Below are 24,239 nucleotides of genomic sequence, written 5' to 3'. Positions count from 1 at the left end.
GGAGGGTCTTTCCCATGATCAAACGAACGGTGGGCATATTGGATCAAAATGAAGCTTACCTGCACAGGCTGATGAGTTTTGCCCGTACTTCCCAGGCTGGACAACAGTTCATCCTGAAGGCATTCAGTCACTGGCCGTCAGTTATGGCTTGTGATGAAGCGATAGACATCCTGCTGGCAGATCCTCGATTGCTGCAGGATATTGAAGGGTCGGCGGCTTGTAAAGTCGTTTATTTAATAGACCAGGAGAGAAAGGAGACGGAGCATGAGGATCTTTACTTATATCGCTATCAGCCCTTAAATCAATTGTTTGATAGATTGGCCGCACTGGTTATGGATCTGGACAGCCCGAAGCGTGTTTATGGAACCAATCCTGGTCAAGCTCAGGTGATCGCGATCTTTTCTGCTGGCGGAGGCAGCGGAAAAACGACCCTTGCCATCAATTTGGCTAGAAGCCTTTCGCAGAAAGGAAACAAGGTTTTTTATCTCAATATGGAGACATTCAGCTGCGGCCAATTATTTTCGGCCTCCGGTCAACGTCCTTTTGAAAAAATGCTGTATTATGTCAAATCGAAAGCCGATTCTCTGCCTACCAAGCTGGCCTGGTTAAAAATGATAGAGCCTGCGACGAAATTGGAATATATAGAGCCATGCGGCAATCCACTGGAAATGGAGGAAATGACTGACGAGGATACGCTTTTCCTGCTGGAGGGAATTACCCATCTGAACTATGACTATATAATTATCGACTGCTCGTCCTGTTTTCATCAGCGTATTATGACTAGTCTTGCCTGGAGTCACCACATTTTATGGCTGATCCATGATGATTTTCAATTGCTGGATAAGACAAAAGCGGCTTTGCTTCGCTTTCAACAAGCCGCTTTGGCAGGGAGCGAGGGGGCGCGTCCCAAAATTCACTTTATCTTGAACAAATATACCGGCCATGTGCTTAATCCTATTAAAGAATATGGCTTTACTCCGGCAGCTTATCTCCCTTACATACCGAATTGGAAGTCAGTGAATCATGTCCAAGCACTTGCCGCAGAATCATCCTACAACGATGAACTGATGAAGTGGTTTCTGCCGCTTGTAGAGCGGACGGGAGGGGAAGCTCTTGGTTGAGGAGGAGATTATTCAGGAAATACGCCAAGAAGTCGCAAATCAATTGGACTATTCGGAGACCCTCTCCGACCAGGCGTTAGAAGAGCTGATTGAACAGCAGTTGTTCACCCATACCCGGGCAGCTGGCTGGACTGCGGCAAGAAAAGCCTACTCGGTCAAGCGAATCTATCATTCCTTTAGGGGCTTGGATGTGCTGCAGCCTCTGCTGGAGGATCCGGGTATTACGGAGATTATGATTAACAGCCATAATGAAGTTTTTATTGAACGAGAGGGGCTTATCCGCTCTTGTCCGGTAGCTTTTGAGCATAATCAGAAATTAGAAGACATCATTCAGAGCATAGTCTCCAAAGTAAATCGTGTTGTAAATGAAGCTTCCCCCATCGTCGATGCTCGTCTTAGCGATGGTTCCCGGGTCAATGTTGTCCTTCCCCCGATAGCTTTGAAAGGCCCTACGATGACGATTCGTAAATTCCCGGCAAAGCCGCTTGGTATGGAAGATTTGGTTAAAAAACAGGCATTATCCGAGGAAGCAGCACGTTTTCTGGAACAGGCTGTCAGAGCGAAATACAACATGTTTATTGGCGGCGGTACAGGCTCGGGGAAAACCACCTTTTTGAATGCTCTCTCAGGCTTTATTCCTGCAAACGAACGGATCATAACGATAGAGGATTCAGCGGAGCTGCAAATCTATACGATTCCTAATTTGGTCAGTCTGGAAACAAGAAATGCCAACACTGAAGGGAAGGGGGAAATCAATATGAAGCAGCTGATCCGGACTTCTCTTCGTATGCGGCCCAATCGCATTATCGTCGGAGAGGTACGGGGGGAGGAAGCGCTCGACATGCTGTCGGCGATGAATACGGGACATGATGGCAGTCTATCCACCGGACATGCCAATTCTTCTTACGATATGCTGAGCCGTTTGGAGACGATGGTGCTGAGTGCAGCTGAGATGCCGATTGAAGTTGTCCGCAAACAAATAGCCTCAGCCATCGATATTATGATTCACCTCACTCGCATGCGCGACGGCTCTCGCAAAGTCAGCGAGATATCAGAGGTGCTAGGAGTGGAGAATGGGGAGATCATGTTAAATCCGCTATTCGTTTTTGAAGAAGCGGGAGATGGAAGAAGCGTGAAAGTGGCAGGTAGACTGCAGCGCACGGGCAATAGCCTTGTCCATAGGCAGAAGTTTCAGTTGGCTGGAATATCCGTTGAAGGAGGATTATGCTGATGGCTGCAGCCAATCACCCGTTTAAGCTAGAAAAAGCGGCAGATGAGCCTTCGAAAGATTTGGCGATCGATTACTCTACCTATGAATTGACTTGGAAAATGAGAGGCGTATCGATTTTGCTCGCTTCGGCAGCAATGTTCGTACTTGGCTTTATTTTTTACAAAAGCGAATGGGTAGCCCTGCTCTTTTCCGCCGGCGGTTGGGTTTACCCAAATATTCGTGCCCGGAAGCTCATGGAGAAGCGAAAGGATGAGCTTAGCTCGCAATTTAGACAGATGCTTTCGGCCGTTTCTTCCAGCTTGTCGGCCGGAAAATCGGTAGAGAACGCTTTTACAGAAGCGATAAATGATCTTCTCCTGCTTTATCCCGATCCCCAAACTTATATGGTGATGGAGCTGCAAATCATTAACAATAAAATCCGCAATGGAGAAACAATCGAGCGGGCCTTGCAGGACTTTAGCCGGCGGGCTGATCTCGAGGAAGTGCACAATTTCGTTGACGTATTTGTAACATGCAAGCGGGCTGGGGGCAATTTGATTGATGTCATCAGACGAACCGCAACGATGATTGGTGAGAAGATTGAAATGAAACAGGAGATTGCGGTCCTGATTGCCCAAAAAAAGTTTGAGTCTACTATTCTCAGTTTTTCCCCGCTTCTGGTCATAGCGACTCTTAGTTTCAGCTCGCCTGATTATATGGAGCCGCTCTATAACGGATGGATTGGGCCGTTAATTATGACCGTTTGCTTGCTCCTGTTAATAGGCTGCAATGCCCTATCCAAGAAGATCATGAACATTAAGGTTTAGGAATGGGAAGCGAGCGATAATTATGAACTCAACGAAAATCTACATGTGGCTTCAACCGTTTTCTTTATTTGTAATTAAACAATTTAAATTAATGGACAAAATGCCTGTAGCTGTGACCCGACTTCATTTAAAGATGGTGGCTTTATACGGCAGACAGGCAACCATAGAGCTGACCCGGCAGTTTCTCGCACAGATGCTCACTACCGGGCTGCTCGTCTTCCTGCCTTGTATGATTTTAGCTTTGATTAGTGAGGATAAGCTCACATTATTGGTGGCCGGTATGTCACTGGCTGTCCTGTTTCCCTTTATTGAAGTCAAGTCGCTGGATAAGAAGGTTCAACAGCGTAAAAGGAGCATTATCATTGAACTCCCGGAGTTTCTAAGCAAGCTTACTTTGCTGGTTAACGCCGGGGATACCGTCCAGGGAGCTTTGGGGAAATGCATTCTCTCTAAACAAGGAACCGAACTCACTCCATTGTATAAAGAACTGACTGTGCTGCACAACGAACTGCTGAACAATCAGTCGTTGGCCAAGTCATTGGAAGAGCTGAGCAAACGCTGTGCTCTGGCGGAAGTTTCCCAGTTTACGACTACTGTTTTGCTTAATTATAGACGGGGCGGCGACGACTTTGTGCTTGCCCTGCGGGAATTAACCAGGACGCTTTGGGAGAAAAGGAAGGCGTTAGCCAAAACATTAGGGGAAGAAGCATCCTCAAAGCTGGTTATTCCTATGGTTATGACATTTATGATCGTGATGATCATCGTTGCAGCTCCGGCGATGCTCATTATGAACTTTTAATAATCGAAGGAGGAAATTGTGATGGGTATAACCTTAATTGAAGCAGCGAAAAAGTTTTGGAACGATGAAGACGGAATTGGCACATTAGAAATTTTGCTTATCCTTGCAGTGATCGTTATTATTGCGATCGCATTTAGAAAATGGATTATTCAATGGGTTTCGGGGTTGTTTAAGGCTGCAGACGATCAGATAAAAGATCAGACGAATCCGGATTTGGAAGGATTAATGCCTGAATGATTACGCCTCCCCTGCAACGATGGAGGCGGCTTCGCTGCAGTGAGCAAGGCAGCTTCACGGTCGAGGCTTCACTGGTCATGCCTGTTGTCTTTTTGTGTACAGTTGCTCTGCTGTTTTTTGGCTTATATATGTACCAGAAGGTCGTTTTATTCCATGCTGCCGCTGTTACAGCAGACCGCACAGCTGCCCACTGGGACAATTCGTATAAAGATCAGCGTACCGGGTCGTTTCCCGTTGAGCATAATGATGGTTTGTACTGGCGGGTATTTGACGACAACGCATCAGATATTTTAGGGCTTATTGGGCTGGGTAATCCCGCCGCCGTTTCTTTGCCGGTTGATCCGGAGACGGAGCGTACGGGCAGCGGTCCTGAAAAAAAGATGAAGCGTGCGGCTGGACGGCTAGCCCCGGATATTGCCGGTCAGATTGCGTATCACAATTATTGGCTGGACCGGCAAGTCGATGTTCAATTAAGCCGCTTGTTAAACATACCATCTCTCTTGCGCGGCTGGTATGACCGCAATCATACAGCAGGCTCCTCTATAGCCAGAGTAACCGATCCCGTAGAACTAATCAGAACAGTGGATTTAACCCGAACCTATTTGAAGCAGCTGCTGGACTCCAGAAAGGTTCCCGAGATTAAACAAACATGGAGGGATTTTACTCCGGACCAGCCGGCCAAAGTTATTGAGAGCGAAAATAAAGGAAGCGAATATTTGATGGAATTATTAAACGGAACGGACAATACCATTTCGTTTTCAACCGAGCCATTGGGAGTGCGTAGAATTTATAATTTTTTGGATCGTGATGGTGTTGCGCATGACGCAAAGATGAACCTTAAATATAAAGATGCCCTGGAGCAGATGAAAAAGGATGCTTTATTAATGGAGCGGGGGGATGTGAAAGGGGTGGTGTGGCATTTCTTCCGCACCAAATCGGGAAAGCTTGACTTGACACCCAAAATGCATAAGGAGCTGACTAAGCATGGCGTTGTGGTAGTGGTCCATAACTAAAACAGACGCCTCGTGCTTGTAACATTGTGCGCACCGCGTTGGCTAAGGAAAGGGGGGGAGAATGTGAAATTGTTCTATAGCAAAGATAACGGAACTGTTTCGGTTTATTTAATAATCATTCTGGTTCCCATTTTTTTGTTTCATGCCGTGCTGCTAGATTATGCCCGCGTAAAGATCGCTGAACGTGAGGTCGAAGCCGCTCTCCGTGCCGCTAACCGCTCAGTTTTTGCCGGGTTCAATAAACAATTGCAATCCTATGGTCTATTTGCGGCCAAGGAGGATAAGGAGAGCCAGTCCCAATTGTTCCGCAACGTATTGGAGTATAATCTAACCCCTTCCGGCAATGAGTACTTTCGCTATCTTGACACTCGCTTGGCGTCCGAGAATAGCCGCATCCAGCCGCTCTATACATTAGGCAATCATGTCATCTTTCAGCAGCAAATTTTAGAAGATATGAAATACAAAGCTCCGCTTGAATTTGTTTCCCGAATACTTGAGCCGTTTAAGCAATCGGGTGCATTAACAGGACTGGAGCAAACCTCTAATTACTATGAAAAAGCGGAATTGCTGGAAGAGCTGATTCAGCAGTGGCACCGCGACCTGGATGCGGCATGGGATGAGACAGTCCGCTATAATCACCAGGCAGCTGCCCTCTATGATCATTATTCCGGCAAGCTGTCTGAGCTGCAGGAGCTTGCCGCAAAAATCGGGCTTCATACGGTGGAATCGGTAACAGAGACGATCCGGCATGTGGATGAACAGATCTCACGTGCTGTGGACAATCTGGAATCCTTGGCCCGGGACGAAGAAACTCTCTTATCAGCATTAGCTTCTTTAGTACAGGGCGGAGAAGGACAAGCTGAGGCAATTCGCTCTATTTCGCAATCCTTATCCAGTGTAAGACAATCGATTAGAGATTTGAATAGGCACTTAGCAGAGCTAAGAGAGAGAAAAATGGAATTGGATCAATTGTTAAAAGACTTGCTGGCTTACGGGCTTCTCATTTCGCAGACGCGCGCTTCCCTTGAATATGACTACAGCTTACTGGAAGCGGAGTATGAGAAGCTCATGGAGAAAATCGAGCAGGCCAGGCAGGTAAACGAACAGCTGCGCGAGGAGAAAGAACAAGTGCTTGCTGGTTACAAAGGAAGTTCTGATGCAGAGCAGCAGATGGAAGTCTTTCAGCTCATTCCCGTGTATCCTTTGGAATTTTTCTCCTTGTATAAGGCTGGAGGGGCTCAGGTGAATGTGAAATTTCAAATGGTTAAGCGAGTATGGCAGAACACTGCCTTGTTTACAGGGAATTCATATGCTGAAGTGGCGGATGCATTATCAGATTTTCAGCAAAGCATTACCGATTTTCACCAACAACAAGAACTTAAGGAGGAGGAGCGTCAGGAGCTTAAGGCGGTAGTCGAGACTCATCAAGAGGAAGAGAAGCAAAAGGTAGGAAGTGTCCTTGCCGAGCTCAAACAAGCGCTAGATTTCTGTGCTGCAGAAGGAGGCAATGATCGGTACAGTGGATATTATCGCACGTTAACAAATCGAGATGAAGAGGAGCAAGGGCTGTATGCCAAATATTATGATTACAATTCCGACCATTCCGCACTCCCCGATGAATGGAATGGACTTGGAGGGGTAGAGGATTCGATTAAGGAATCCATGTCAATTGGCAAACGGTTGGCTAATGTGCTAACCGACTTTCGGGATGAACTGTACATGAACGAATACGCGCTGACCAAGTTCAATTACAGGACGATAGATAAAGAAAAACTAGCCAATGAACAGCCCGCGGCAGCTCTCGAACCATCCAAGCCTTTACAACACCCGCTGAAGAATCAGGAAGCAGAATATATATTATACGGGTTATCTTCTTGCGCCCTTAATCACTCTGCAGCTTACGGTGAAATGTTCATTGTGCTGATGGCTCTCCGCACGGTGGAAACGATGCAGAAGCCGGACAAAGCCTTATTAAATCTTGGTTCACCGTTTCTAGTGTTACTGGCTTCAGCCGCACAAGGGGCTGTTGATGCCTATTCCGATATGAAGAAGCTAATCGGGGGCCAGAAAGTCCCGGTCATTAAAAAGTTCAAAAACTTAACAGTCGGTTATAAAGATATGCTCAGAATCTTCTACTTGCTTCACAGCAAAGACGACAAGGTGCTGTCAAGAATGCAGGCATTGATTGAATTAAATACGAATCTGGATTTGACTGAGCACATGACCTATATGCAGTCGACAGCCTCTGCAACTATACGTCTTTGGTTCATGCCCGGCGCGGTCAAGATGATGAACGGGCTTGGTATTGTAGATTGTGAACCGGTAGGCAATCGATGTCAAATATCAAAAACAGCGGTGATGTCTTATTAATAGAGTATATTATGCTGCGGGCGGAAGATTGCTTGCTTGTAAGGCTATAAGGAAAGCTTGGTCACGAGAGGAGGGAGGAGTAGCACTGGAGGCTGCGTTAACACTGCCCTTTTTTCTAGCCTTTATCATCGCCCTCAACTGCTTTATTCAAATTTCAATTGCGGAAACAGCGCTAAAAACAGCAGTTATGGAAACGACTAAACAGCTTGCAGCGAATATGTATCCTGTGGAGGTTATCTACGATGAGATAGTAACTCGATCAGAAGGTACGGCTGCAGGCAAGCAAATCCGCGAAGTGATTGATAAGGCGAGGAAAGCCCAGGCGGAATGGAAAGAGATAGAAGATACGATAGGCAGCTTCGCCGCGTTGGTACCACAATCTTCTTTGCAGTGGCTGGAATGGGAGGCCAAATTTCAAGGGCAAAAAGACGCAGCAGAAGAGTGGATACACCTCCAGCTTTACGCTGCTTTTAAGCCAGTGCTGCTCCATCATGCCAATACAAATCTGCTCGATAAAGAGCGTTTGGAGATTGTGAATATGTCCCTCCCTTCATTAGGTGGAGAGAAAGCTGCTTTTCTTACCATAGAAGCTAAATATACGTTCAAGCTCCCCATCCCTTTTTTTAACAAAACGTTAACGATAAAAAAAGAGCCTACGAGAGAAGCTGGACAGGCGTATGATAATTATTGCTAAAAGGGTTCATTTTGAGAAAGCAGGAGTGAGGAGGGAGGATCGTGGTTTCCTGGTTTTTTGCCGGTATGATAGTTAGTGCGGCTTGTTGGACAGATATGAGAACCAGCAAAATACCGAATGTGCTGACCGTTTTCGGCTTGTTGGGAGGGATAATCTACCATTCAATAGCTCCGGGAGGAAACGGCTTAGCTTTTGCTGGTTTAGGCGCGGGGGCAGGTTTTATAGCTTTGCTAGGTCTCTACTTGTTTAAAGCATTGGGCGCGGGAGATGTGAAGCTATTTGCTGCGTTAGGCGCTTGGATTGGTACTGAATGGATCCTATATTGCTCCATCTATTCCATGATTTACTCGGCGTTCATCGCCTTTATTTTGCTTCTCGTCAGAAAAAGCCGGCTGTCCAAACTCATGGATCTTTTTCTCCGGCTCCAGCAGCTGCTGTTTTATCGGGATCGCACAGCGCTGACATTCAGCACTGTCGAGCTGACTACATATCCATTTATGTACGCCGCAGCGCCAGCATTTGTGACAGTGGTAGTGTCTATTTTTTTCTGATGTAAAGAGAGGAGCGAGGAAATGAATGATTACTAAAGAGTTGTATGGGCTGCAAGTCAATAAGGAGCTGGAGCCGGAGGCAGATTTGGTTTTCTCGCGGAGCGATTCGCCGCTAGTTAAGGAAGATATGGTTTATGTGGAGAAAAGAATGCTGGAGAATTATGACGTGCCGGGGGTGCTGCCAGTCGAGTTTGAAGAAAAAGATTTTTGTATTCGTTTGCGTTACCGCCTTCCATCCGGGAAAACGCTGCAGCAGGCACTAGCAGAGATAGATTTAACCAACCGTGTGCTTTATGAAATCCTATATGCCCTTGTTCAGATACTGGAAGATAGCCGGATTTATATGTTAAATGAACACCGTTTTATTTTACGGGCTAACTATATATTTATTGGACAAGATGTTACAGATTTTAGCCGGCTGCGGCTTATCTATATACCCTTGCTAGAACTGCCTGGAAAGGGTACAGTGCAGCAAGATTTGGTTACCCTTATTGATAGTTTGGTGAGGGTCAGCTCTATCGTACCTGATGCGCAGTGGAAAGCTGTTAGGGCCCTGTTAACTAATGAGATAAGTTTTAGCTTGCGGGAATTCAAGCGAGAGTTAGAAGTAGCCATGACTGTACAAAAATCTCATTCACGGGGGGAGGAAAGAGTTCCAGGTCGAGCTGAAGAAAATATGAATGTGATGAATGTGACCTCCAATAACGTCAATCCTCTGCCTCTCCAGGAGGCTTCCTCATTCGATACAGTGAATGATGTGCAAGCTGCTGACATCTCTGATGAAGCGCATAATTTGAAAATAATTCGGGCCCTTTTTGCAGCTGCGGCAATTTTCATGCTCGTTAGCTGGTCTTATTACTTGAGCGATCCACAGGATGCTCTGATGTATATATGCTTAGGTGTTACGCTGCTGGGGCTGGATTTCCTCTACGTCCTTCATGTCAAAGGGCTGCTGAATCGGGATCTGTTTCAGACTGCGGCTGCCGTGCAGGCTCTTCCTTCTGAGCCTAATCATTCTGCTGCCGTCCAAAATAATCAAGCAGATTTTGAAAATCAGGATCCTGCGGGGCGGAAAAGCCCGCGTCAGCATTCACCAGAGCCCGGCAGCTCCAATCAGGCCATCTCGGTGGAAGAGTGGGCCGCGTCTCGAGTTGCGATGCTGCAGGAACAAGATCAAGCAGGGGATAATCTTGGGCAAGCAGCAGAAGAAAGCCGCTCGGATAATATATTCCCTCAAATAAAAAGGCAGCAGGATTACTATGCTTCCTTAGCGCAGCAGACGACTTTGCTGGTGCCCCAGGATGCGACGACAAGCCTGGCTGATCCTTTCCTGGAACAGGAAGAATCATTTTTGCAGCCTATCCTGGAGATAGAACGAGCTGACGTCACAGAAAGGCTGCCTATATCTGAGTATCCTTTTCGCATAGGGAGAAACCGGGAGGGTGTGCATTTCACCGATTCGACTGTAGGAGTATCACGAATTCACCTTGAATTCATCCTGGACGAGAGTCATGCCACGATTTATATTAAAGATCTGGGCTCTAAAAACGGGAGCTACTTAAACGGTGAGCAATTAATTCCCTATCAGGAGTATGAATTGAAGGACCAAGACGAAATTCGCTATGCGGAAGTAAAGGCCAAATTTATAAGGCCCAGTCTATAGCATACTGTTATCAACAAAAACGATTATCTTTGGTGGAAGCACAAGAAAAGAAATCGAATAATATATAGTTCGGCAAGGGCAGCAAGTAACTAACCTCGAGCCAATTTCATCGCAGCGTGCTAATATATAGTTTTAAAAAAACGGCGTTTTCTGTTCACTGTGTTTGATGCTATAATGAATAGAATCATTAAGCCGTATACACGATGAATAGTTATAGACCGGTTGGAGTCAACCATGTTCGGAACAGCTTTCATTGAGCCCAGACGATGTGGGACTAAAGTGTATCGATTTAGATAGGAGAACGATGAAGCGTTATGAGTCTTTTAAGTGTAGAGCAGCTTAGTCACAGCTTCGGCGACCGAGTATTGTTTAAAAATGTCTCTTTCCGTTTGCTGCCGGGAGAGCATGTTGGATTAGTTGGTGCGAACGGTGTGGGAAAATCCACTTTGATGAACATATTAACCGGACAAGTGCTTAAGGATACGGGAAAGGTAGAGTGGACGCCTAATGTCCGTTACGGATACTTGGATCAGCATACGAAGCTGACTCCAGGCAAGACTATCCGGGATGTGCTTAAGGACGCTTTTTTGCCGTTGTTTGAGCAGGAAAAAGAAATGATGGCCATTACAGAAAAAATGGCGGAGGCCTCTCCTGAAGAGCTTGAGCGGCTGCTGGAGGATATGGGAACGATCCAGGAAAGGCTGGAACACAGCGGCTTTTATTTGCTCGACGTTAAAGTGGAGGAAATGGCCAACGGGCTTGGCCTGGATGCGATCGGGTTGGACCGGGATGTTGCCAGTCTGAGCGGAGGACAACGAACAAAAGTGCTGCTGGCCAAGCTGCTGCTGGAGCAGCCTACCGTCCTGCTGCTGGATGAGCCGACGAACTATCTGGATGTAGAGCATATTGAGTGGCTTACTAACTACTTGAAGGATTATCCATATGCTTTTATCTTGATCTCGCATGATACGGAGTTTATGAACAAGGTTGTTCAGGTAATTTATCACTTGGAATTTGCCAAGCTGACCCGTTACACAGCGAACTATGAGAAGTTCTTGCAGATGGCGGAGATTAACAAAAACCAGCATATCGAAGCATACGAGAAGCAGCAGGAATATATTAAAAAGCAGGAGGATTTCATCCAGCGCAACAAGGCTCGCTATTCTACATCCGGGCGCGCCAAGAGCCGTCAGAAACAATTGGAGCGGCTTGAGCGGATAGACCGTCCGGAAGAAGCGGCCAAGCCGACCTTTATTATTAAAGAAGCACGGGCAAGCGGTCGGGTCGTATTCGAAGCTGAGCAAATGGAAATCGGCTATTCCGCCCCCCTGCTGCCGAAACTCTCCATGACTATAGAGAGAGGAGAGAAAATTGCCATTGTTGGCTGTAACGGGGTAGGGAAATCGACTCTGCTAAAAACGATTTTGGGCAAAATCCCGCCACTTAGTGGAAAAACATATCTCGGTGATTACTTATACCCGGCCTACTTTGAGCAGGAGCTAAAGCCAGGCTCCATCACTCCTATTGATGATGTTTGGAATGAATTCCCCCATTTGAATCAGCATGAGGTCCGGGCTGCTCTTGCCCGCTGTGGGTTGAAAAATGAGCATATCACCCGGCCAATGAATATGCTGAGCGGTGGCGAACAGGCTAAGGTCCGGTTATGCAAGCTGTTTATGCGGGAAAGCAATTGGATACTGTTTGATGAGCCGACCAACCATCTTGATGTATCTGCCAAGGAAGAGATGAGGAGAGCGCTTAAGGAATACAAAGGCACCATCCTATTGGTATGCCACGAGCCTGATTTTTACGAAGACTGGGTCAGCAAGGTTTGGAATGTAGAGGAATGGTCTCAGCAGGAATCATTGTCGTGAAAACCACAGATCCTATGTTAAGAATTTTATTAAGAATAGACGCCATGACCACAGATTTATCTCAATAAACAACGAAGGGGCTGTTCAGAAAGTCAGTGAAAGCTGACGACTGGTCGCCCCGTTTTTGTTGTATAGTCAACTTGAGGCCGCCGCTTAGGCCCACAGTAAGCGAGATGGGTGAAGGGGTGCTGACGCAGGTGAAGCAAAAGAGGTTTACGAACTCTTTTGACATATTGTATTCAGCTAACTTTTAGCGCAATTTGCAGGTTAACTGCTGATTTGCAGGTTAACTGCTGCGGATCAGCAGTTTTTTCTATGGAATCGTAAACGAGGCCCCTCTTCCAGTTGAAAACCTGGGGGAAAGCGTGTAGTATCCAAAGGAGACTTTCCTCAGAGAGGACATCAGGAACACGGGGGTCATCTTTATGAGTATTTTAACGGTAGAGCATTTATCAAAGAGCTATGGGGACAAAACTTTATTTAACGATATTTCCTTTGTCATTACGGAGAAGCAAAGAATTGGACTTATTGGAGTTAACGGTACGGGTAAATCCTCGCTGCTTAAAATCGTAGCCGGATTGGAGCCTGCTGAATCCGGTCAGGTTGTTCATTCCAATCATTACCGGATCGAGTATCTGCCGCAAAATCCATTGTTTGAAGAGGCTTCTTCCGTACTGGATAATGTATTCAAAGGCGACAATCCCTTAATGAAGGCTGTCAAGGATTATGAAATCGCATTAGCGGAACTGGAGAAAGCCCCGGATGACGCTTACAAGCAATCCCGCCTCTTTGAGGCCCAGTCCCGTATGGATGCCTTGAATGCCTGGGATGCCGTAACCCAGGCCAAGACGATTTTATCGAAGCTCGGCATCACCCAGTATCATCAGCAAATCTCCTCGCTCTCCGGGGGCCAGAGAAAGCGGGTAGCTCTAGCGGGAGCCTTGATTCAGCCGGCTGATTTGCTCATCTTGGATGAGCCGACTAACCATATCGACAACGAAACGGTGGAATGGCTGGAGCAGTTTCTGGCCAAGATGGGCAATGCTCTGCTGCTTGTTACTCACGACCGCTATTTCCTGGATAGGGTCACGACCCGGATTTTTGAACTGAATCGCGGCAAGCTGTATGAATACGATGGAAACTACGCTGTTTATCTGGAGAAGAAAGCAGCACGTGAAGAGATTGAAGCTTCGATGGAGGATAAACGAAGAAATTTACTGAGACGTGAGCTTGCATGGCTGCAGCGGGGAGCCAAAGCAAGAACCACGAAGCAGAAAGCCAGAATTCAACGGGCTGAGACGTTAATGGAGCAAGAGCCCGAGAGAACATCGGCTGGATTTGAAGTATCGGTTGCAGCTTCCCGTCTAGGGAAGAAGGTTTTTGAAATCGAAAACCTCTCTTACCGGATCGAAGACCGTGCTCTTATCGATTCCTTTAGTACAGTTGTTATTCCTCATGACCGCTTAGGCATAATTGGGCCCAATGGCAGCGGCAAATCCACCTTGCTTAATTTATTGGCAGGACGGCTGCAGCCAACGGAAGGACATATAGAGAGCGGTGCAACTGTTCAAATCGCTTATTATACACAGGAAAGCCTCCATATGGACCCCTCTATGAGAGTGCTCGATTATATTAAAGAAGGGGCTGAGCGCGTTCGGACAAGCGACGGCTCAACGGTTACGGCTTCGCAAATGCTGGAGCGCTTTTTGTTCCCTTCATCCTCGCATTGGACTCCGATCGGCAAGCTTTCCGGTGGTGAAAAGCGAAGATTGTACCTGCTGCGTACGTTAATGGGGGAGCCGAATGTGCTGCTGCTGGATGAGCCGACCAACGATTTGGATGTAGAAACTTTATCGGTGCTGGAAGATTATCTTGAGCACTTTCCGGGTGTAGTCATTACGGTATCCCACGACCGCTACTTTTTGGATCGGACGGCTAATAAACTGCTGGCATTTGAGGGTGAAGGCCGGATTCGCTCTTACCTCGGCAACTATACCGATTATTTGGAGCTCAGACGGGAAGAGCTTGAGCGCGAGCAGGAATGGAACAAAGAGAAGAACCGATTCTCCAATAATTCCAGTAATCCTAAGGATAGCGGAAAGACTGACGTAGACGATGCTGATCATACAAAGCCCAAGCGCCGGCCTCGCAAGCTCTCCTACAACGATCAGAAGGAATGGGATCGTATTGAGGAAGATATTGCCCACCTGGAACAGCAGCTATCCACAATTCAGCAGCAAATTGCGGAAGCCGCCAGTGACTACGACCGGGTACAGACATTGTTTGAAGAGGAACGCAAACTGACTGAGCAGCTGGAGCAAAAGATGGAGCGCTGGACGGTGCTGTCCGAGCTTGTGGAGCAGTTGGAGTCACCCTAACATTCCTTTCCTTAGGCGGTTATGTTATGATAGATTACAGTGTTTCTGGCTAGCGGCATACCGCGAGTAAAGGCGAATGACAATGGCGAAGCCCAAGAGACAGCAGGAAGGCTATTCCTTAATATGCGGGATAGCCCTTCGTCTACTGTATGCCAGAAAGTATGGAAAGCGGAGGTTTATATTCATGATTAGTACGAGTAATATCAGTCTGCGTTACGGCAGCCGGGCACTGTTCGAAGACGTTAATATTAAATTTACCCCAGGGAACTGCTACGGCTTGATCGGAGCTAACGGCGCCGGAAAGTCGACCTTTCTTAAAATTTTGTCTGGCGAAATTGAACCGACCAGCGGGGAAGTCCATGTGACACCCGGCGAGCGGATTGCAGTATTGAAGCAGAACCATTTTGAATATGACGAAGTGGAAGTTTTGAAAACAGTCATCATGGGCCACGCCCGTCTGTTTGAAATTATGGAAGAGAAGGACGCTATTTATGCGAAGCCGGACTTTTCCGAAGAGGATGGCATGAAAGCAGCAGAGCTTGAAGGCGAGTTCCAGGAGCTTAACGGATGGGAAGCGGAATCCGATGCGGCCGAGCTGCTCATTAATTTGGGTATTCCTCGAGATTTGCATGATCAAAAAATGAAAGAGCTGAGCGGTAATGAAAAGGTTCGCGTTTTGCTGGCTCAGGCATTGTTTGGCAATCCTCATATTTTACTGCTGGATGAGCCTACCAACCACTTGAATCTGGAAGCGATCCGCTGGCTGGAAAACTTCTTGGCCGATTATGAGGGCACGGTCATTGTCGTATCCCATGACAGGCATTTTCTGAATCAGGTTTGTACCCATATTGCCGACATCGACTTCGGTAAGATCCAAATGTATGTAGGGAACTATGATTTCTGGTACGAATCGAGTCAATTGGCTTTGAAGCTGGCTAAAGAAGCAAATAAAAAAGCCGAAGAAAAGAAAAAGGAGCTCGAGGCGTTTATTCAAAGGTTTAGCGCCAACGCATCCAAATCCAAGCAGGCAACTTCGCGTAAAAAAATGCTGGAGAAGCTGACCATAGAGGACATTAAGCCTTCCTCCCGCAAATATCCTTACATCCATTTCAAGCCGGAACGGGAAGCAGGCAAGCAGCTGCTTACTGTCGAAGGCATCAGCAAAACGATTGATGGCGAGAAGCTGCTGAATAACATCAGCTTTGTCGTCAATAAAGGGGACAAAATTGCCCTAGTTGGTCCGTATGGCAATGCCAAAACGGCATTATTCCAAATTCTTATGGGCGAAATGGAACCGGATGAGGGAACCTATTCGTGGGGAGTAACCACTTCTCAGGCTTATTTTCCGAAGGACAATTCATCCTATTTCCAAAATGATTTGTCACTCATCGACTGGTTAAGACAATATTCCAAAGATCAGGACGAATCGTTTATTCGCGGATTTTTAGGCCGGATGCTGTTCTCCGGTGAAGAGGCGCTGAAGAAATCCAGTGTGCTTTCGGGGGGAGAAAAAGTACGCTGCATGTTCTCCAAAATGATGCTGTCCGGAGCCAATGTTTTGCTGCTCGACGAGCCGACGAACCACCTGGATTTGGAATCCATCACCGCGCTTAATAACGGATTGATTGATTTCGATGGTACGATGCTGTTCGTTTCCCATGACCACCAATTCCTGCAAACGATAGCCAATCGCATCATTGAAATTACTCCTAATGGAATCATTGACAAGCAGATCAGCTACGATGAATACCTCGAGCATCCCGACATCCAAAAGCAGCGTGAACAGCTTATCGGATAGCTAGAGCCCTATCCCATCAAAGAGATTACGCTTATTCCACGGCAGGCGCTGCGGGATAAGCGTTTTTCGCATTCGCGCACACAGTGTTCACAATTTCCCGCTGCTCCTTTTGGTATAATGAGAGAGGCTATTAGTAGAAAAAGAGTAAGGGGAACGGATATGAAACGATGGTTGCAGCTCATAATGGTACTACTATTCGGTGTCAGTTTGTCTACAGCAGCTCTGGCAGAGGGGCGAAATAACTCGGTCCCGGACGAAGTCATGGCAGCAGCGGAAGAAGCTTTAAACCTATATCGAGAATATGTCACGGACAGACCGAAGGAATATGGTTTTGAGGAACCGGAAGAAGCCAACTTGCTCACGCTCGGTGATGGCCACCAGGTGTACAGCTTGAATATGGATAAACTATGGCAGGAGAGCAACGCCGATTCTTTGTTAGCTCTTTCTGATTTGTCCGAAGAGTGGGAATTTATTGTGCTGTATGACAGTGAACCGAGATCCTTTCTTTCCGTCGGCAAAAATGAGCAGAGCGGCCAGTGGGAAGCGTTAGGTTTTGGGGGAACCTCACTTTACTTTGCGCAGCAGCTGAAATTGTTTGAAGAGTGGACTGCTGGAGAGAGGACGGAAGACCGCCCATATATCGTGAGAGACGGCAGCAGCCGATATATTGTAGCTAATTTGCAAGGCATAGAGCATTCGCTTCCGGTGCATCCTGATGCAGGGGAGCAGGATACAGCAATCTCTGATCGAGCGCAGCTGATTCCGGCTTCAGAAGCAATAGCACAGCTAAAGGAGAGAGAGGGAAGGCAGGCCGCCCCTTTGCTGCTAATCGTTGTCGGAGTCCTTATCCTGGCAGCAACGCTTAGTTTGGCTATGCGTAAACAAAAGAAAAAGGAGTCGGACAGCGTTAAGTCCGCGACTCCCAGGGGTGGGCAATCACCCGATTCATCAACCAAGCAATCAACTAAGCAGTCAGCCAAGCAGTCAGGCAAGCCTTCAACTAAGCATTCAGATAAGCAATCCACTAAGCAGTCGACTGAGCATTCAACTAAAGAATTTACGACAACTGCTCAATCTGCCTTATCGAAGCAGCTGCCGGCTGGCAAACGGAACAGGAAGAAGAGCTCCAAAAGGAAATAAACAAGCTGACGAAATCGCCCTTATATAAAAAACGGCCTTTTCCTGAAAGGATAGGGCCGTTTTTAAAGTTTCCTAAACCTGAAAGTGGAACCTTAGCTTCCTCCGGTACGCCTGCGCTGGTTATTTACCTTTTTGGTCATTTGACTTTTCAATGTTTTGCCGGATTGATTTAGATGGGACTGCTGCTTGCTGTTGTGCTGAGCCTGCTTCTGTTGAGCCAGCTTATTGCGTATTGCATCCGCCAAACTTATTTTTTTCGGTGTGTTGCTGCTAGAATCCCCCATAAGATTCACATCCTTATCCAGTCATATCTATTCTATTGTAAACGTTGGAACCTTAAGTGGCAACAGCCTCTGGAAGGATAGATTTTATATAGCTAAAGTCCCCTGATTTTTCCTTGAAATACATCAACCATCTATATCCCGTTAGGTTTCAAAAGCGATCCTTGGTATAATATATGTACATAGAGAGCTTTCCATAGATCGGTCACTAGACCGGATATGGCTGTAAGGATTATTAGATCAAGGAGGCGTTTAGTATGAGTAAGCATTCATCATTATATGAGATTGAGGTCAATAAAGCAAATGGTCAGCCGGCGACCTTGGAGGAATACCGCGGCAAAGTGCTATTAGTGGTTAATGTGGCTTCGCAGTGCGGATTTACAAAGCAGTATGAAGGACTTGAGGCGCTTTATAAACAATACCGGTCATCCGGGTTGGAAATTCTTGCTTTCCCGTCGAATGATTTTGGCGCTCAGGAGCCGGGGACAATGGAAGAAATTCAGGAATTTTGCAAGGTCAACTATGGAGTTACCTTTCCGCTTTTTGAGAAGCTTCGCACTGTCGGACCTAAGCAGCATCCGCTATATAGCTGGCTGACCAATCAATCTGAGTCGGCAAGAGAAGTGCAATGGAATTTTGAAAAGTTTCTAGTTTCTCGCGAGGGACAAGTACTTGCCCGCTTTGAAAGTAAGGTAGCGCCCGAAGATGAAGAGCTGGTATCGGCTATTCAAAAGGCTCTGTAACTTGGTGAAGCAGGGGAAGGTGGGAAAAGCCGATGGTGATGCAGAGAGATTATTTGGTCCGCATGATCTGGCAGTTTACGGATATGCTGGGGCAAATGATAGGGTTACGCAAGCAGCGGAAGACCGAGCTGATCGAAGTCAAAATGGATGAATGGCTGGGGAACAATCTTGGAATCAGTCTCGAGTTAGTGCGCGGCCTGTCTGCAGAGGATTTGATTCAGCTGTTGACTGGCGGCAAGCCGATGGAAGCGGACAAGCTAATTCTCATCGCCAAGCTTTTGCGCGAGGATGGTGAATCCGTTGAATTGCAAACCGGTCCCGATCAGGCTTTTCCACTATACAATAAAGCTTTAAAGCTCTTTCTCCATGCTCATGGGCAGGGCAAGGTGGAAGTAGATTACCTGGAGCCAAATCAGGAAATAGAACAATTAATTGAGAAAGTACACCCTTACACACTGGAGCCGCAACTGCTGAAGGACCTGTCTCAATATTTCGAGGAAAGCGGCAGATATGATCGCGCCGAGGATTACTGGTTTGAATGGAAGGAGCATCCTGAAGCTGGCGAGACGGCCATCCCTTATGGAATGGCAATGTATGAGAGATGGCTGTCACTTCCTGATCTTGTTCTGGAAAAAGGCAATCTGCCCCGGGAGGAAGTTCTGGAAGCGCTGCAGCAGCTGGAGTCTATCCAGGCGGCAAGGAGAGAGGCAGAACCAACATGATTGAGGCATCCGAGTCATTTATTCAAAATCGTTTATTGGCTTCAGGGAGGACAGCAGTCGTTTTTTTTCATACTCCCTTCTGCGGAACATGCCGACTGGCTGAACGAATGCTGCACGTGGCTGAGACTGCTTTGAGCGGCTTGCCTTTCTTCAAATGCAATATCAACTTTGCCCCGGAGCTGGTCCGGCGCTATGAGATCCGTTCGGTTCCGTGTATCGCCATCGTTTCCGAGGGACGTTTAACCGACATGCTCTATCGGATGCAAGCGGTTGATGAGCTTTATCGATTTTTAAAGCCGTGGAGCGCGGATGCCTAATGCGCATCGCTGAAGCTCATGCGGCATGGCGGGCTGTATAGTGAAATATTGACGTGAACGACAGGAGGAAACAAAAGTGGTAACGGATTCGTTTGAGATCGGTCAAACCGTAATTGCTGAATACAAAACGGGGGTTTACTTAGGGACCATTGTCGATTGGAATCCGGATCGGAGCAAGGCGGCTGTGCAAATTCAAGCGGTGGTAAAGCACCCAGAGCAGGGCAACCTGCATTCTCCCCATAACCCGGATGTCGCTTTTTTTCACCAGCGAAGAGCACTGGCCTTTCAAGAGATTGCACTGATGCCGGTTGGAACGTGCAAGCCGTACTCCGGCAGCATTCCAGACTATCACACATCCCTCAAAGAGGCGGTAAAACAGGAAATGGAGCAGTTAGAGAAGACCATTCGCTTTTCCGAGCGGTGCTTACAGGAACTGAGAGCTCTAAGTCAAGATTACGGAGTCGAATCAGAAGAACCATTTAAATGAACAGCCTGTCCAAAAAGAAGTTTTTTAGTGCGATACCATAGAAAATCAACACCCAAGAATGCCGTAGATTCAACATTCTTGGGTGTTGACTTTAAGATGTTAATTATATTTATGGGTATAGCTGTCCCGTGATCTAAGGCAAGCCTGTAAAAAAGTGCTGGGTCCAATACGTACTATCGCCATTATAATAACCGACGCCTACATATTCAAAGCTGTTTGACAAAATGTTATCCAAATGACCGGGGCTTTCTTCCCAGCCTTGTATGGCACGGGCAGCGGTCGGATAACCCATAGCGAGATTTTCCCCAGCCGCTTTATAATAGAAACCGAAGCTTTCCATCATTTCAAATGGAGTGCCGTAGGTTGGAGAAGTATGACTGAAGTATTGGTGGTCATTCATATCCTTTGATTTTTCCCGGGCCACCTTGCTGAGCTCTACATGCAGGCCTAACGGTTTTGGGGCGGAATGTTTGGCACGCAGTTCATTGGTCAGAAAAAAGACATCAAGCTCTGGCGCTGACAGCTGCTTGGAATCTCCCAGCAAAGGATATTCTACATAGGATAGCTCGGTATCTGCCAGTCCGGTATAAGTTAAGGAAGCTGTTTTGGTTTGTTCATTCCACTTGACCGTATAACCTAAAAATTCAGCCACTGCCCGCAAGGGAATGAACGTGTTCTCATTAATCAGAATTGGCGCTGCATCGAGCTTCGCGACACGTGATACCGGCACGTCTGATGAGTCCAGATGCGTTCTTTGCACATATACCGAATCGATAGACACCTCAAGTGATACATCAGCGGTTTCTACGACAACCGAGCGGTACGTATTGTTCCAGGTTACTTTACCGCCCAAGCGTTCGGCCAGTGCTCTTAAAGGCACGAGAACTCTGCCTTCCGTTGTACGGACCGGTGCCAAGGAAGTAAAGGTAATAGCCTTGCCTTCCACGTTAACGGAAACGGTTTGAGCAGGTGCGGCATGGCTCAATGGAGCCAGAATGGTTGTCACCAACAGGATAAAGATCAAAGTGCTGTACCATTTGTTTTTCATGTCTATACCTCTTTCGAAAATACGAATCCTCTATTACTAGTAAAATGGTGCGTCTGTATAGCCGGGAACAGGGTTATGCAGGCATAAAAGCTCAAACCATCCGGAGCCCTATCCAAATCTATAACCCTTTTTCCTCTTCCTTAACCAAGATAATCGGCACTATACGGGTATGCGGGCTACAAGCCGGGTTGTATTAACTCCCATTATTGTGAAGCGCAGCAGCTGGCCAGCTCCTTATACCCAGCCTCGGCCCAAGGATGCAGCACCTTCAGCTGCTCTTTGCGGTCCCATAAAAATTTCAGATAGGCGAGGGCGGCATGCTCCAAGGATTGCTCCAATCCGCTCATCAAGTCATCTATGTAAGGGGGAGTCCCCTCTTGATCCCAGGCTATTTTGTCTGCCACAAACAAGATCCGGTCAAGCTTAGATGAATGTGCCCGCAAAGTGGTATGGCATTCTACAGCCTGGAGCACCTTCGCATCATGTATATTAAACAGATCTCTGGCCATAGGCTTGGATAGTTTCTGATGAATAATCATAGGGAAGATTAACTCTTCATCTAACAAATCTATCTGCAGAGCTTCAGCGGCTTCGATCCGTTCCGCATTAGGGAATACCGCGCTAATATCATGTAAGTAACCGGCAGCAGCAGCTTGATCCGGGTCGAATCCGAACTGGAGCGCGAGCTTTCGGGCTTGTTCGCCCACGGCTATTGAGTGGCGGGCAGTATTGGGGCAGCCATTAGCGGATAAAAAAGCAGTCACATCCTGCTGTAAATCGCCGGTTGGGACGAATGTTCGGCTTAAAGGCTGGAGAAAAGGATGCATGGCGAACCTCCGTTTTATAATGATAATCCATTCGATGGAATAAATGTAATAGATAGAAGATTTCTCATTTTACTAGTATACCTTAATTTGCCGCGCAAAAAAATCAAACCTGGAAAAGTTGACAAAAGTAGCGCCTACCTTGAAAATAACGGTAGAGTGATAGGCCGCAATCCGGTCGCCAGCCTATCATGATAATAAATATTGGAGTGGAGCATGGAATGAAAAAAGGACACTATCTGCTTATTGCGGTGTTTGTAGTGCTGATTGCATTAGTCGTTATACCAGTGCCGGTCAATCCGCCTGGAGATACGAGAGTTATTCTGGAGCATACTCACAAGTTTTATATTACGCCGGTTTGCTTCGAGGCTGCAGATGTTACGAACAATCTGGGGGAATCGACACTATCTAAAGCCGAGGAATTAAAATACCCGCCCGATTCGGAATGTACCATTGAATCGCTGCAAAGTGAATCTATGTCCATATGGAATGCCTTGCTTGTGAAGCTGGGACTCGGTAATCATAAATGGAATTGGTAGTTTAACATTAGCTGAATGCGAGGGGGCCAAACTTTTGAGTAGAGAGAATAGCCAGCAGGACTGGCTGAGACGTACCGAATTATTTGTTAAGGAAGAGCTGGGCGCAGATAAGACGGGACATGACTGGTGGCATATCGAAAGAGTGCTGCGAATGACGGAATATTTGGTAGAGCGTGAAGGCGGGGACTTGTTCCTGTGCCGGATGGCCGCACTGCTTCACGATGTCGCCGATGAAAAATTAAACATAGACAAACAAAGCGGATTAGATAAGGTTAAGCAGTGGCTGGAGCATTTGCAGGTTCCGGAAGAGCAGAGCAATCCGATTATGTACATTATTACTTATATGCCTTATAACGGAGGAAACAATCCTTCTTTACGCACATTAGAAGGACAGATCGTGCAGGACGCTGACCGCTTGGATGCGATTGGGGCGATAGCGATTGCCCGCACGTTTTTGTACGCGGGAGTCAAAGGCCATCCGATTCATGATCCCGGACTTCCTCCGCGTGACCAAATGACCCCTCAGCAATATCGTTCTGAACATACTACAGCCATCAACCATTTTTATGAGAAGCTGCTCAAATTAAAAAATTTGATCAACACCCAAACAGGCCGAGAAATCGCGGAGCAGCGGCATCAATATATGCTTCAATACTTGGAACAATTCCATAAGGAATGGAATGGAGCCGGCTAATTGCCGGCTTTTCTGTTTGAAAGTAAACATCTATATGTTTCGGAATGCCCGAAAATGCCCTTTTCGGCATCGAAGATGTGGCATCTGGACTGATGGTTATGCTGTTCATTGCCTTACATCCAGAATGTCTCCATGGCCATAATCTCCGCTGTTCAAGAGCTTGAGCAGCTTGTCCGCCGCATCTTCAGGCGAGCTGAGCTGACCCTGCTCTTTCAATTGAATGAACCTTTCTTTTTGGGGAAAATCTTGTTCGCTAAGCGAACGGATATAACTCTGCATATCGGTATCAATGACTCCTGGTGCTACAGAGATCATGCGTACTCCATAAGGCTTATCCTGCTGCTCCAACCCGACACATCTTGTAAAATGATCCAGCCCTGCTTTGGAGGCGCAGTAGCTGCTCCAGCCGGAATAAGGCTTCCGGCCGGCGCCGGACGAAATATTCATAATCGTTTTTGGAACTTCCCAGGCTTCCGTATTATGAATAAAGGAAGAAGACAGGATGATGGGGGCTGTCAAGTTTACCTGCATATGGTAAGCGATCTCTTCTGCTGGGGCGTTTTCAATAGGACCCGTCGGAGACAGCACTCCGGCGTTATTGATAAGACAGGCGCTCTTTAATGATTCCACAGCGGCCTTCTGCAGGATTTGTTCCATCTGATCTGCCAAGGAATCCACACGACTTAAATCGACCTCTACAGATTCATAGCGGGCTCCTGATAGTGACGCTTCCTTACTCAATTGCTCTGATGAACTCCGGGATAGCCCAATTACATAATTCCCCGGCAGTAAAAGCCTGCGGGCTATAGCGTGCCCAAGCCCTCTCGAAGCCCCCGTAACTACAAATAGATTCACGTAAATACACTCCCTCCGTTTCCTGGTTATCAACTTCTACTCTATAGCATAGCC

At 47.0% G+C, this 24,239-nt stretch carries 24 protein-coding genes; 20 read left to right on the top strand and 4 right to left on the bottom strand.

All coding sequences use genetic code 11. The features are described 5' to 3' along the window. Positions 1 to 14: 14 nt before the first annotated feature. The 14 genes from PSHG_RS13250 to PSHG_RS13185 all read left to right on the top strand — a co-directional run bounded on the left by PSHG_RS13250 (position 15) and on the right by PSHG_RS13185 (position 17,675). A complete protein-coding gene (locus PSHG_RS13250; RefSeq protein WP_010273540.1) occupies positions 15 to 1,121 on the top strand; it encodes an AAA family ATPase in 1,107 nt (368 codons plus the stop codon). Beyond that, entirely contained in the window at positions 1,114 to 2,352 is a 1,239-nt protein-coding gene (locus PSHG_RS13245; RefSeq protein ID WP_010273538.1) for a CpaF family protein, read from the top strand. The genes PSHG_RS13250 and PSHG_RS13245 overlap by 8 nt, the downstream gene beginning before the upstream one ends. After that, positions 2,352 to 3,158 (top strand): type II secretion system F family protein, encoded by an 807-nt coding sequence (locus PSHG_RS13240; protein WP_010273537.1) that lies wholly within the window; start codon positions 2,352 to 2,354, stop codon positions 3,156 to 3,158. The genes PSHG_RS13245 and PSHG_RS13240 overlap by 1 nt, the downstream gene beginning before the upstream one ends. Positions 3,159 to 3,180: 22 nt before the next feature. Continuing rightward, on the top strand, positions 3,181 to 3,957 hold the full coding sequence (locus PSHG_RS27580; protein WP_010273534.1) for a type II secretion system F family protein: 777 nt from the start codon (positions 3,181 to 3,183) through the stop codon (positions 3,955 to 3,957). Positions 3,958 to 3,978: 21 nt separating this feature from the next. After that, positions 3,979 to 4,194: a Flp1 family type IVb pilin gene (locus PSHG_RS13230; protein WP_010273531.1), complete on the top strand. Its 216-nt coding sequence runs from the start codon at positions 3,979 to 3,981 to the stop codon at positions 4,192 to 4,194. Continuing rightward, positions 4,191 to 5,207, top strand: a complete 1,017-nt coding sequence (locus PSHG_RS29400; RefSeq protein ID WP_010273529.1) for a TadE family protein — start codon at positions 4,191 to 4,193, stop codon at positions 5,205 to 5,207. The genes PSHG_RS13230 and PSHG_RS29400 overlap by 4 nt, the downstream gene beginning before the upstream one ends. A gap of 63 nt (positions 5,208 to 5,270) precedes the next feature. Further along, positions 5,271 to 7,577, top strand: coding sequence for a hypothetical protein (locus PSHG_RS13220; protein WP_010273528.1), 2,307 nt, complete (start codon positions 5,271 to 5,273; stop codon positions 7,575 to 7,577). A gap of 28 nt (positions 7,578 to 7,605) precedes the next feature. Then, positions 7,606 to 8,271 carry a TadE/TadG family type IV pilus assembly protein gene (locus tag PSHG_RS13215; protein WP_010273527.1) on the top strand — a complete coding sequence of 222 codons (666 nt, stop codon included), beginning with the start codon at positions 7,606 to 7,608 and terminating at the stop codon, positions 8,269 to 8,271. A 41-nt stretch (positions 8,272 to 8,312) separates the two neighbouring features. Then, positions 8,313 to 8,822 carry an A24 family peptidase gene (locus PSHG_RS13210; protein ID WP_010273526.1) on the top strand — a complete coding sequence of 170 codons (510 nt, stop codon included), beginning with the start codon at positions 8,313 to 8,315 and terminating at the stop codon, positions 8,820 to 8,822. A 25-nt stretch (positions 8,823 to 8,847) separates the two neighbouring features. After that, positions 8,848 to 10,485, top strand: a complete 1,638-nt coding sequence (locus PSHG_RS13205; protein ID WP_010273525.1) for a DUF6382 domain-containing protein — start codon at positions 8,848 to 8,850, stop codon at positions 10,483 to 10,485. 314 nt (positions 10,486 to 10,799) lie between these two features. After that, positions 10,800 to 12,359 carry an ABC-F family ATP-binding cassette domain-containing protein gene (locus PSHG_RS13200; RefSeq protein ID WP_010273523.1) on the top strand — a complete coding sequence of 520 codons (1,560 nt, stop codon included), beginning with the start codon at positions 10,800 to 10,802 and terminating at the stop codon, positions 12,357 to 12,359. 425 nt (positions 12,360 to 12,784) lie between these two features. After that, positions 12,785 to 14,737: an ABC-F family ATP-binding cassette domain-containing protein gene (locus PSHG_RS13195; RefSeq protein ID WP_010273521.1), complete on the top strand. Its 1,953-nt coding sequence runs from the start codon at positions 12,785 to 12,787 to the stop codon at positions 14,735 to 14,737. Between the two features lie 184 nt (positions 14,738 to 14,921). Then, the gene (locus PSHG_RS13190) at positions 14,922 to 16,535 is read left to right on the top strand and encodes an ABC-F family ATP-binding cassette domain-containing protein (RefSeq protein ID WP_010273519.1); all 1,614 of its coding nucleotides are present in this window, start codon (positions 14,922 to 14,924) and stop codon (positions 16,533 to 16,535) included. Between the two features lie 159 nt (positions 16,536 to 16,694). Next, positions 16,695 to 17,675, top strand: a complete 981-nt coding sequence (locus PSHG_RS13185; RefSeq protein WP_010273517.1) for a hypothetical protein — start codon at positions 16,695 to 16,697, stop codon at positions 17,673 to 17,675. A 92-nt stretch (positions 17,676 to 17,767) separates the two neighbouring features. Here the strand turns inward: PSHG_RS13185 and PSHG_RS13180 are convergent, their stop codons facing one another. Further along, positions 17,768 to 17,959, bottom strand: coding sequence for a hypothetical protein (locus PSHG_RS13180; protein WP_010273515.1), 192 nt, complete (start codon positions 17,957 to 17,959; stop codon positions 17,768 to 17,770). 254 nt (positions 17,960 to 18,213) lie between these two features. Here PSHG_RS13180 and PSHG_RS13175 point away from each other — a divergent pair, with 254 nt between their 5' ends. The 4 genes from PSHG_RS13175 to kapB all read left to right on the top strand — a co-directional run bounded on the left by PSHG_RS13175 (position 18,214) and on the right by kapB (position 20,225). After that, positions 18,214 to 18,699 carry a glutathione peroxidase gene (locus PSHG_RS13175; protein WP_010273514.1) on the top strand — a complete coding sequence of 162 codons (486 nt, stop codon included), beginning with the start codon at positions 18,214 to 18,216 and terminating at the stop codon, positions 18,697 to 18,699. Between the two features lie 32 nt (positions 18,700 to 18,731). Then, positions 18,732 to 19,421: a DUF6483 family protein gene (locus PSHG_RS13170; RefSeq protein ID WP_010273511.1), complete on the top strand. Its 690-nt coding sequence runs from the start codon at positions 18,732 to 18,734 to the stop codon at positions 19,419 to 19,421. Beyond that, entirely contained in the window at positions 19,418 to 19,738 is a 321-nt protein-coding gene (locus tag PSHG_RS13165) for a thioredoxin family protein (RefSeq protein ID WP_010273510.1), read from the top strand. Before PSHG_RS13170 ends, PSHG_RS13165 begins: the two co-directional genes overlap by 4 nt. Positions 19,739 to 19,814: 76 nt before the next feature. Continuing rightward, a complete protein-coding gene (gene kapB, locus PSHG_RS13160; RefSeq protein ID WP_010273505.1) occupies positions 19,815 to 20,225 on the top strand; it encodes a sporulation phosphorelay system protein KapB in 411 nt (136 codons plus the stop codon). Positions 20,226 to 20,358: 133 nt separating this feature from the next. Here kapB and PSHG_RS29395 read toward each other — a convergent pair whose 3' ends face one another. Together PSHG_RS29395 and PSHG_RS13150 are read right to left on the bottom strand one after the other, a co-directional pair. Continuing rightward, on the bottom strand, positions 20,359 to 21,273 hold the full coding sequence (locus PSHG_RS29395) for a stalk domain-containing protein (protein ID WP_010273504.1): 915 nt from the start codon (positions 21,271 to 21,273) through the stop codon (positions 20,359 to 20,361). Positions 21,274 to 21,476: 203 nt separating this feature from the next. Further along, positions 21,477 to 22,100 carry an HD domain-containing protein gene (locus PSHG_RS13150; RefSeq protein WP_010273501.1) on the bottom strand — a complete coding sequence of 208 codons (624 nt, stop codon included), beginning with the start codon at positions 22,098 to 22,100 and terminating at the stop codon, positions 21,477 to 21,479. Between the two features lie 218 nt (positions 22,101 to 22,318). Between PSHG_RS13150 and PSHG_RS13140 the strand changes: the two genes are divergently transcribed. Together PSHG_RS13140 and PSHG_RS13135 are read left to right on the top strand one after the other, a co-directional pair. Further along, the gene (locus PSHG_RS13140) at positions 22,319 to 22,636 is read left to right on the top strand and encodes a hypothetical protein (RefSeq protein ID WP_010273498.1); all 318 of its coding nucleotides are present in this window, start codon (positions 22,319 to 22,321) and stop codon (positions 22,634 to 22,636) included. Between the two features lie 34 nt (positions 22,637 to 22,670). Next, positions 22,671 to 23,330: an HD domain-containing protein gene (locus tag PSHG_RS13135; RefSeq protein WP_010273496.1), complete on the top strand. Its 660-nt coding sequence runs from the start codon at positions 22,671 to 22,673 to the stop codon at positions 23,328 to 23,330. Between the two features lie 105 nt (positions 23,331 to 23,435). Here PSHG_RS13135 and PSHG_RS13130 read toward each other — a convergent pair whose 3' ends face one another. After that, on the bottom strand, positions 23,436 to 24,185 hold the full coding sequence (locus PSHG_RS13130; RefSeq protein WP_010273495.1) for a (S)-benzoin forming benzil reductase: 750 nt from the start codon (positions 24,183 to 24,185) through the stop codon (positions 23,436 to 23,438). Positions 24,186 to 24,239: the final 54 nt, after the last annotated feature.

It is taken from the genome of Paenibacillus senegalensis JC66 (assembly GCF_000285515.1).
GTDB lineage: Bacteria > Bacillota > Bacilli > Paenibacillales > NBRC-103111 > Paenibacillus_L > Paenibacillus_L senegalensis.
This window is presented reverse-complemented; position numbering and strand designations above follow the sequence as displayed.